Annotated in this window: 8 protein-coding genes and 1 pseudogene; 3 read left to right on the forward strand and 6 right to left on the reverse strand. The window is 61.8% G+C overall.

Going from position 1 to position 9,784, the window contains the following annotated elements:
- The 4 genes from nuoB to VJ604_RS07570 form a co-directional block, all read right to left on the reverse strand.
- On the reverse strand, nucleotides 1–1,586 hold a 1,586-nt coding region (gene nuoB / locus VJ604_RS07555), incomplete at its 3' end, for an NADH-quinone oxidoreductase subunit NuoB (protein ID WP_414652399.1).
- Nucleotides 1,587–1,625: 39 nt separating this feature from the next.
- Nucleotides 1,626–2,027 (reverse strand): NADH-quinone oxidoreductase subunit A, encoded by a 402-nt coding sequence (locus VJ604_RS07560; protein ID WP_324081242.1) that lies wholly within the window; start codon nucleotides 2,025–2,027, stop codon nucleotides 1,626–1,628.
- Nucleotides 2,028–2,297: 270 nt separating this feature from the next.
- On the reverse strand, nucleotides 2,298–3,542 hold the full coding sequence (locus tag VJ604_RS07565) for a GspE/PulE/PilB domain-containing protein (RefSeq protein WP_324081243.1): 1,245 nt from the start codon (nucleotides 3,540–3,542) through the stop codon (nucleotides 2,298–2,300).
- A gap of 456 nt (nucleotides 3,543–3,998) precedes the next feature.
- Nucleotides 3,999–4,997 carry a YhdH/YhfP family quinone oxidoreductase gene (locus tag VJ604_RS07570; RefSeq protein ID WP_324081245.1) on the reverse strand — a complete coding sequence of 333 codons (999 nt, stop codon included), beginning with the start codon at nucleotides 4,995–4,997 and terminating at the stop codon, nucleotides 3,999–4,001.
- A 306-nt stretch (nucleotides 4,998–5,303) separates the two neighbouring features.
- On the opposite strand from VJ604_RS07570, the gene VJ604_RS07575 reads away from it, so the two are divergent.
- Together VJ604_RS07575 and VJ604_RS07580 are read left to right on the forward strand one after the other, a co-directional pair.
- Entirely contained in the window at nucleotides 5,304–6,266 is a 963-nt protein-coding gene (locus tag VJ604_RS07575) for an NADPH:quinone reductase (protein WP_324081246.1), read from the forward strand.
- 322 nt (nucleotides 6,267–6,588) lie between these two features.
- Nucleotides 6,589–6,963: a hypothetical protein gene (locus tag VJ604_RS07580; protein WP_324081249.1), complete on the forward strand. Its 375-nt coding sequence runs from the start codon at nucleotides 6,589–6,591 to the stop codon at nucleotides 6,961–6,963.
- Between the two features lie 150 nt (nucleotides 6,964–7,113).
- On the opposite strand, the gene VJ604_RS07585 is transcribed toward VJ604_RS07580, so the two are convergent.
- Nucleotides 7,114–8,418: a glycerate kinase type-2 family protein gene (locus VJ604_RS07585; RefSeq protein WP_324081251.1), complete on the reverse strand. Its 1,305-nt coding sequence runs from the start codon at nucleotides 8,416–8,418 to the stop codon at nucleotides 7,114–7,116.
- Between the two features lie 259 nt (nucleotides 8,419–8,677).
- The gene (locus tag VJ604_RS07590; RefSeq protein WP_324081253.1) at nucleotides 8,678–9,148 is read right to left on the reverse strand and encodes a peroxiredoxin; all 471 of its coding nucleotides are present in this window, start codon (nucleotides 9,146–9,148) and stop codon (nucleotides 8,678–8,680) included.
- A 246-nt stretch (nucleotides 9,149–9,394) separates the two neighbouring features.
- Here VJ604_RS07590 and VJ604_RS07595 point away from each other — a divergent pair.
- A pseudogene (locus tag VJ604_RS07595) lies at nucleotides 9,395–9,784 on the forward strand (hypothetical protein); the annotation flags it as partial.

A 9,784-nucleotide genomic window follows, 5' to 3' on the forward strand; every position in this document is an offset into this window, starting at 1 on the left:
GTGCCGAGCCAGACCAGGTGGCTGGCGATACGGAACAACTCGGCCAGCATGACCCTGATATGAACCGCTCGATCCGGCACTTTGATGCCGCACAGACGCTCCACCGAATTTACATAGGCAAGGTTGTTCTGCACCCCGGCAAGGTAGTCGATCCGGTCGGTGTAAGGCAGAAACTGGTGCCATGATTGGCGTTCACCGATTTTTTCCGCCCCCCGGTGATGGTAGCCGATATCCGAATCGATGTCGACGATTTCCTCTCCGTCCAGCTTCAGGATCAGGCGGATTATTCCGTGAGTACCCGGATGTTGGGGTCCGAGATTGAGGATCAGGGTCTCCTCATCCACGCGGTTGAAAAATTCGGCTGCATCGAGCGGGCCGTGCCGCCGGGCGTCTTCCGTAGTATAGGGTGTCATTTCCGTGGCCCGAAACGGGTGCTCCTTGCGCAGGGGATGCCCTTCCCAGTCGTGCGGCATCAGGATGCGGCGCAGGTCCGGGTGGCCGCCGAAGCGGATGCCGAACATGTCGTAGGCCTCCCGCTCGTACCAGTTGGCAACGGGGAAGACCTCTGTGACGCTGGGGATTTCGGGGTGCTGGCCGTGAAGGTCGGCCTTGATCCTGATCCTGCCGGGGACGTCGAAACAGGTGAGATGGTAGTTGACGGTGAAGTCGGGGAACTTGTCGCGCTCCCTGCGGCAGGACTCGTCCACGCAGGCGATGTCTTCCAGCCTGCGAAACGGCGTCCTGCCGTGGTTCTTCAGGTACTTGAGCACCTCCGGCACCAGCCGGGCGGGCACCCGGTAGGTTTGCATGTCCACTCCGGAGGGATCGAGCCGCACCTCCTGGCCGAAGGCGGCCGCCAATTCCTGCTGGAGGCCGTAGTCGGGGAAATCGAGTTTGGGCTGGGGCGGGCGCCACATCTCGTCGGAGCGCGGCGCCGCAAAGTAGGGGGGCTGCATCTCGGAGCCGCGGATGGCGATCCCCTCCATGCCGGGGCCGCGGGTGTCGCGGGCCTTGCTCACCCCGTCCACCAGCACCGGCGCCGTGGTCCCCTGGCTCCCCCCCTGCATGTGCAGCACGCGGCGGGTCGGGCGCTCGTTCGCCTTGATCTTCTGCTGCAGCTCGATGAGCCCCTGCAGGAAGGACTCCGGCCGCGGCGGGCAACCCGGCACGTAGACGTCGACCGGCAGGATCTGGTTCACCCCCTGCACCACGCTGTAGACGTCGTACATCCCCCCCGAGTTGGCGCAGCTCCCCATGGAGATCACCCACTTGGGCTCAGCCATCTGGTCGTAGAGCCTCAGGATGCTGGGCGCCATCTTTTTGAAGACCGTGCCGGCGATCACCATCAGGTCGGCCTCGCGCGGGGTGCCGCGCAGGACCTCGGCCCCGAAGCGCGAGATGTCGTAGCGGGAGGTGAAGGAGGTCATCATCTCCACGAAGCAGCAGGAGAGGCCGAAGAACATCGGCCACAGCGAGTTGGCGCGCCCCCAGTTGATGAGGTCATCGAGGGTGGTGAGGATGACGTTATCGGGTATTTGTTCGCGGTCGGTGTCGGTCAACACTTTCTCCGAAGATTCCAATTGCATTGCAGGTAGCGTGGGCTTCGCCCACCGTTAAGATGCCGGCTACGCCTTTCTTCCGCCTCGGCTTGCCGAGGGGCCCCAATCCAGGCCTCCCTTCATCCAGAGCCAGACCAGCCCCAAAAGGAGGACCACGATGAAGACGGTGATATGGGCCAGGCCGGGGATCCCCAGAAGGTCCCAGGAGGTCGCCCAGGTGAGGATGAAGGCGCCCTCGACGTCGAAGACGATGAAGAAGATGGCGATCAGGTAGAAGGGAACTTGCGAGGCGTGGCGGGCGGTCCCGGTGGGGAGGACGCCGGATTCATAGGGAGCTTGCTTGTCCATAGCGTCCCGGCCGGAGCCCAGGTACCACGCGGCCACAAGCAGGCCGGCGATCAACGCGACAGCGATGAAGGTATAGAGTGCGAGGGGGATGAGTTCGGCCTGTCGGATGGAGACGTGCATGCTGGCCTTTCACTTACTAGCAGGTGGTCGTTTTCAGATACCCGTATAATCTAGCGTAGAGACCGTGAAAGTCAATCTGGCCTGGCTTTGCGGCTGGTACTCGTCTAATCCAGGAGAAGGAAGTTGCGGTCGCCTGCGTCGGTAGAAGTTGTTGTGCGAGCGACAGAAAAGGTAAGTCTGTTCCCGGTGCCGTTATCTCAGAAAAAAATTTCCAGCTAAGGGAGAACTGATTCTTGTCGAAGGTGGCGATACTATGACAGTGATAATGAACTATGTCAAAAGGATTTTGTTCTTCAAAATGAGTATTTCGAAGGCCAGAGACGCCTTGGTCATCAGCCTCTGCAGGTCGGCCGCCGCTTCGTCGGGACGCAGGGTCGCTCCCTCGGCATAGAGGATGGCGACCACCCGTCCTGCCATCACCAGCGGCACCAGGATGTTGTTGAGAGGGGTGCCTCCCCCCAGGACCTTCAGCAGCGCGTTGTTGGCGGGGGTCGGCGGGATGGGACCCATGTAGAAGGTCTTGGTATCGGAGACCACCTTGAGCACGGACGGCTGCTCGAGGTCGATCTCCAGCTTGTTGAAGTCCGCCACCGCCACCTTTTCGCAGAGCGCCTTCCAGCCGCTCGCCTTGCCGTTTTTCAGCAGGAAAAGCGCCGACCGGTGGAACTCCTGCGCGGCGTAGTTGACGATAAGATCCGCTATGTCTTCCCTGTCTTCGGCCTCGGTGAAGCCCAGCAGGACCCCTTTCAGGCTGTAGTCCTTCTCCGGTTCGCGCGCTTGCGAGCCGATGGGGGGCATGATCGGCTGGACGAACTCGATTTCTCCGCCAAACGAGCTTTTGCCGCTCACCGGCGGCAGGTTCCCTGCCTGAAACTCCTCCATCTCCTCCAGCGGTTCCAACTCCGACAACAGCGGCAGGTCGAGGATCTCCGCCTCCTCCAGTTCGATCTCGATGGGAGTCGCGCTCGCCTGGGGGCGCCTGGTCGGCATCGCCTGCCTGGCCGGTTCCGGGGCTGGGGTGGTCGGTGTGGTAACGGGTTGGCGGCCGCGGTACCTTCCTCCCCCCTCCACCTTGATGTAGCGCATTTCGCGCCTGATGTTGTAGTGCTTCTCCAAGGCGGTGATCAGTCGGATTTCCGGGGTGATGACCGGTTGCACGATATAGCCGGTGACAAACGAGATCTCGTCGATGGCGGCGAAGTTGGAGGGATCTGCCATGGCCAGGATCAGCTTCCGGTTGTTGAGCCCGACCGGGATCACCCGGTACTTCTTCACCATCTCTTCCGGCACGAGCTTGAGTATCTGGTGGGGGACGTCCATGAGCTGTTCGGTGGTCGCGTTGGGCACCCCGGTCTTCTTGCTCAGGAACAGGGCGAGCTCGCGCTCGTCCAACAGTCCCATTTCGATCAGGTTGGTACCAAACCTGCCGCCGAATATGGCCTGTCCCTTCAGGGCCTCTTCCACTTCGGCCTGAGTCAGTTTCCCCGCCTCAACCAGTAAGTCACCTAATCTCATCTGCAAAACTCCACTGATACTGTGTCGGCAGTGTCCGACACCGGCTTGTATAAGAGTTCCATTTCTGGAGTGAGGATCTGTGCGGAAAAAGTCAAAGGCTTAGACCACGGATGACACGGATTGAACGGATCTTCGCGGAAGATAGTGAGCAGGAAGCCTTTTAGTGCCGCTAATTTAGAGCGACCGCCGGCCAATGTCAACAGCAAACAGAGAGAGGTGGTTTAGGTTGGATTGGGAGGCGCGAAAGGGGCAGGGTGCGGTGAATTGTTGCAGCGCGCGGATTTTAGACAAAGTCAAAAGCGTGACCACGGATGACGCGGATCTAACGGATTAGCGCGGAAGGATAATCAGGCATGAACGTAAAAGCTGTTGGATGTTCTTTCCGTGTAGATCCGTACAAATCCGTGTCATCCGTGGTCAAAGGTGTAGGTTTGCCGTAATCCGTGAAGATCGGGCTCAGGCGTCGATGAGATTGACCACCGTGCGGCCGCGCGATTCCCCCTTCAGTATGGCGTGGAAGCTCTCCTCCAGTCCGTCGAGCGGCACCTCGGTGGCGGTTTGCAGCAGGTGCTCCGGCCTCCATTCGCCGGCCAGCCGCTGCCAGACCTCCCGACGCAGCTCGGTCGGGCATTGTGCGGAGTCGATGCCGACCAGCGAGACGGCCCTGAGGATGAACGGGAAGACGTTCAGCGGCAGCTCGGGAGAGGCCGCCAGCCCGCAGCAGGTGACCACGCCGCCATAGTTGGTGGACTTGATGGCCGCGGCCAGCATCTCCCCGCCGACCACGTCCAGCACGCCATTCCAGCGGGTCTTGAGCAGGGGGTGGTGGGCGTCGCGCAGCAGTTCTTCCCGGCTGATGATGTGACGCGCCCCCAAGGCCTGCAGGAATTCGTGCTCGGAACTCTTGCCGGTGGCGGCTACCACTGTGTACCCAGCCTTGGCCAGGATGGAGACGGCGATGCTGCCGACCCCACCGGTCGCCCCGGTCACCAGCACCTCGCCTCCCTCGGGCCTGACCCCGCCGCGCGCCAGTTGGTGGAGGGAGAGCCCGGCGGTCAAGCCGGCCGTGCCGAGGATCATGCTTTCCCTGAGGGTGAGCTCCTTGGGAAGCCGGACCGCCCACGCGGAAGGCACCCTGATGTACTGGCTGTAGCCGCCGGTGGTGTTCATGCCCAAATCGTAACCGGTGACGATCACTTGGTCTCCGGCGGCGAAGGCGCCGTTGGCGCAGGAAACGACCTCGCCGGCCGCGTCGATGCCGGGAGTGTGCGGGTACCTCTTGGTCACGCCGGGGCGGCCCAGTGCCGAGAGGGCGTCCTTGTAGTTGAGCGAGGAGTAGTGGACCTTCACCAACAGTTCACCCTCCGGCAGGTCGTTGACCGACCGTTCCCTGATCTGGCGGACGAATTGTCCGTCCTTCTCCTCGGTTACCAGGGCGTGAAAGTAATTGGACATGGTGACCTCCTGTTTGTTCGAGGGCAGTCAATTTCTACCATATATCCTCACAAACTCAATAAAAAGCACCGATAAAGTCGAAGGCATTGGACCACGGATAATTCGGATCTAACGGATTTGCGCAGAAACAGCAAAAAGGGCACGCCGAATCTTTTTCCGCGTAAATCCGTACAATCCGCGTCATCGGTGGTCAAAGCCTTTGACTTTAATCCGCCCCTCAAATTGAGCCCTCCAGCATAGGTGCTATACTCCACTGCTGTTGTCACAGGTTTTCTGCAGTCGCTATGACAGATCAGGAGGCACTACATGAAAGCTATTATGGTGAACAGTTACGGAGCGCCGGAGGTGATGCGGATCGAAGAGGTGGCCGATCCGGTCCCTGGTGAGGGGCAAGTTCTGGTCAAGTTGTACGCCGTCGGCGTCAACCCCGTTGACACCTACATCCGTTCCGGCAGCTACGGCAACGTGGCCGTCCCGCCCTACACCCCCGGTATAGACGGCGCAGGGGTGATCGAGGCGGTGGGGCCGGGCGTCAAGCACCGCAAGGTCGGCCAGCGGGTCTACGTGGCCTGGTGCCTCACCGGCACCTACGCCGAAAAGACGCTCTGCAAGGAGTTCCAGACCCATCCCCTGCCGGAGGGCCTTTCCTTCTCGCAGGGCGCCGCCGTGGGGGTCCCCTATGCCACCGGTTACCGAGCCCTTTTCCAGAAGGCACACGCGCAACCGGGCGAGCAGGTGCTGATCCACGGGGCCAGCGGGGGGGTCGGCATCGCTGCCGTACAACTCGGCCGGGCAGCGGGATTGCGGGTGATCGGCACGGCGGGGAGCGAGCAGGGAAGGCGCCTCGTGCTGGAGATGGGTGCCCACCAGGCGATCGATCACCACCAACCCGACCACATGGAGAAGGCCAAGGAGCTGACCTGCGGCCAGGGGCTGGACGTCATCATCGAGATGCTCGCCAACCAGAACCTCGCCATGGACCTGCAGGCCCTGGCGAAGGGAGGGCGCGTCGTGGTGGTGGGGAACCGCGGCACCATCGAGATCGATCCCCGCGCCACCATGTCGCAGGATTCCATGGTGATCGGCATGGCCCTCTTCAACGCCTCCGAACAGGATCTGGCAACCATTCATGCGGCCTTGGGGGCCGGCCTGGAAAATGGCACCCTCCGCCCGGTGGTCAGCAAGGAACTTCCCTTGGCCGAGGCCGCCACCGCCCATCACGAGGTCATCGAATCGAGCACCTTTGGGAAGATCGTGCTGCTCCCGTAGGCTGGGCAGCGCCCACGTAACTCCTTCCATCCCCTGCCAACCCACCCTCGCCCTGCGGGAGAGGGCAGGGGTGAGGGAAGCCCAGCATTGTTAATAAAGCTTGCAGCAAAAAGAGGTACTCTCTCAGTAAAACCTCTTCTCCGCATTGCAATGACATAGCGTAACGCTTACAATTTATAGTAGGTGAAGTTAGGTCTCAGACAACGGATTCGTCCCGGTTCAGACAGCGGCAGCGCAGAGACATGAGGTGAATTGATCCAGCTGTACTCTTTGTGCAATCAGCTATGGTCTCGGCTGAATGGGGACCGACGGGAGGATGGCCATGCAAGGGTATGAACTGATTAAGAAGATAGAAATGGAGAAGAGCAAACATCCGGAACGCGTCTTCATCAAGTGGTGGCGCAAAGAGGAGGACTGGCTCGATTTCGACCTTGCTTCCAGGTTTGTGGAAACTCTCGATTACAGCGCGAAGATTGACGGCTTCGATCTGCTCGACATCAACCAGATGTGGCGGATCCTCGAACAGCGCTGCAACGGCCGGGTGACCAAGGTGCAGAAGGATGACGGCAGCTACGTCCTGATGTACACCCCTCCCAAAGGGGCTGAAATGGAAGAGCGGATGCCGGAGTATCCGTACAGCCCGGAAACCCTGCTGATGATCCTGGACGCCGAGACCGACAACAACTTCGTCGACTAGCGCTCACGCCCTCGAGGCAGCAGGCAGTCATGCCCGTGCCCGCTACCCCCTCGCGGGCCATCCTCTAAAACTCCCCCAATGAGCCCGACAAGCTCTCCCTCCCCTTCAAGGGGAGGGTAGGGGTGAGGATGGGGCGTTCTGTCCCCGCAGTCACCCCCGAACCACCGCTATCTGCAGATCCATCACGTTGGTCCCGGTGGGCCCGGTCTTCAACAAGCCCCTGCATCCCTGCAAAAAGGCATAGGCGTCGTTTTCAGCCAGGTAGGCCACCGGGTCAAGTCCCGCGGCCCTGGCCAAGGCCACCGTGTTGCCATCCACCACCCCGCCAGCCGCATCCGTCGGCCCATCGATGCCGTCCGTCCCACCGGAAAGGAAGGTGATGCCGGGCTCACCCTCGATCGCCATGGCAAAGGCGACCGCCATCTCCTGGTTGCGTCCCCCCTTACCCTTGCCGACCACCCGCACGGTGGTCTCTCCGCCGCTGATCAGGCAGGCCAGTTGGCCGGGGGCAAGCTTTCTTCTCCGGGCAACCGCCAGTTCCGCCAGCCTGCGGCCCGCCTCGCGCGCTTCCCCGCAGATGGGAGACTCCAGCAGATGCACCTCCATCTTGTGCTTGCCGGCGGCGTGCGCAGCCGCCTCCATGGCGTCCCTGTTGCGGGCCGCGATCACCGTGGTGACCGAGGAAAATAGAGGGTCACCCGGTTTGGGCGTTTCCTTGATGGAGCCGGCGGCCCCCAGTTCCAGGCGTTTGCGGACCGCCGGAGGGACGCGGCCGCTAAGGTGCAGCCGTGCCAGCACAGCAAGCGCATCAGCGAAGGTGGTCGGATCGGGATAGGCGGGGCCGGAGGCGATCACGTCGGGACGGTCGCCCGGCACGTCCGATACCGCCAACGCAAAGATGCGGGCGGGGTGGGCAAGGGCGGCCAGCTTGCCACCCTTCACCTTGGAGAGGTGCTTGCGGACCGTGTTCAGTTCCTGGATGTCCGCTCCCGCATCCATCAGCAGGCGACAGGTTTCCATCTTCTCTTCCAGGGTGATTTCATCGGCTGGCGCGGTGAAGAGTGCCGAGCCGCCCCCCGAGATGAGCAGCAGCATCAGCGTCTTCTCGTCCGCCGCGTGGGCGAGTTCGATGATCCTCCTGCTGGCGACCACGCCGGCGGGGTCCGGATGGGGGTGCCCGGCCGTGGCGACCTTGATGCGCCGCGGCAGCGCCGAGAGGTTGGCGCCGTGCGGGGCGATGATCAGGCCCGCGCCGATCTGCTGATCCAGCATATCCTCCACTGCCAGGGCCATCGGCACGGAAGCCTTGCCGAAACCGACGACTATAAGTCTCCGGAAGCCGCCGGTGCGGAACATCTCCTTCACCTGCACGAGGTGCGGTGGCAGCGTCACCAGCGGATCCACCGCCGCCAGACCAGCAGAGAAGATAGTGTCGATAAGTTCGCGATCAGTCATAAGACCAGCCTCCCCTCCTCTTATCGAACTTAGGCAACTCCCCCTCGCCCTCCGGGAGAGGGTCGGGGTGAGGGAAGCGACGCATCTTCGAAGAAATCACCGTTCCCCTTGGTAACAGATGAGTGGTGAACCGTTCGTGCTGAGCCTGTCGAAGCACCCTTCCCCAACTTTTCACGGCTGAGACTTGCCGTAAGGGTTTCACTCACCCTTCGACAGGCTCAGGGCGAGTGGCGTCGGTTACAGTTTTTGCCGAATGCTGTTACTTTGGCAGGCTCTTCACGAACTCCAGCACTTTATCCGGATGCTCCGCCGCCTTGGGCACCTTGGCCCAGTGCTTGAGCACCACACCTTCCGGAGAGATCACTACCGTCGAGCGGATGGTCCCCATGGTCGTCTTCCCGTACTGGACCTTTTCACCGAACGCACCGTAGGCCGTCATCACCGCAGAGTCCGGGTCCGACAGGAGCGGGAAGGTGAGCTCATACGCGCAGATGAATTTCTCGTGCGACTTGAGGGAATCCTTGCTGACCCCCACCACCGTCGCGCCCAGTTCGTCGAACTGCGGCTTGAGCTTGGCGAAGCCGATGGCCTCGCTGGTGCAACCGGGCGTATTGTCGCGAGGGTAGAAGTAGAGAACGAGGAGCTTGCCAGCGTAATCCTTCAGCGCGTGCAACGTGCCGTCGCTCCCCTGCAACTGGAAATCGGGAGCCGGCTTACCTTCCAAAGACATGATGACCTCCTGGGGGTTAAATCGAAACAAGAGTAAACGATACCAAAGGGTTGCAAAGGTGCAACATCTCTCCGGAAACTGACAACATCCGGAGAGCTGCCACATGCCCTCTCCCGAAGGGGCAACAACATCTCCTCTCCCGAAACCAACGACATCCCCTCTCCCGAAGGGGGAGGGGCAGGGGAGGGGGAGCGCTGCCGCGCATAAGGCACAGTGCCTCAATGTGAGCTGCACTGCTGTGAGCTTGTGTCCGGCGCAAATTCAGGCTATCCTGCGGCCGACTTCACCACCGGAGCAAACATGAACCTCGCCCTGATCCATCCCCTCATCGCCGGAAACCAGCCATGGCACCACTTCGCCGGCATCCTGCTGGTGATCGTGCTGGCCGTGCTGCAGGAGCGGATCGGCAGGGCGGGCGCCTTCTGGCAGATCAGCTGGCTCCTCCCCGGTACCATCCTGCACGAGCTCTCCCACCTGCTGCTGGGGGCCGTCACCGGAGGGCGCCCGGTCGGCTTCAGCATCATTCCGCGTCGGGCGGGGCAGGGGCGCTGGGTGCTCGGCTCTGTCACCATCAGCCGGCCTGGCGTCATCTCGGCCCTCCCCTCCGCTCTCGCCCCCCTGGCGCTGAACATCGTT

This window comes from Geomonas sp., assembly GCF_035254065.1.
Lineage (GTDB): Bacteria > Desulfobacterota > Desulfuromonadia > Geobacterales > Geobacteraceae > Geomonas.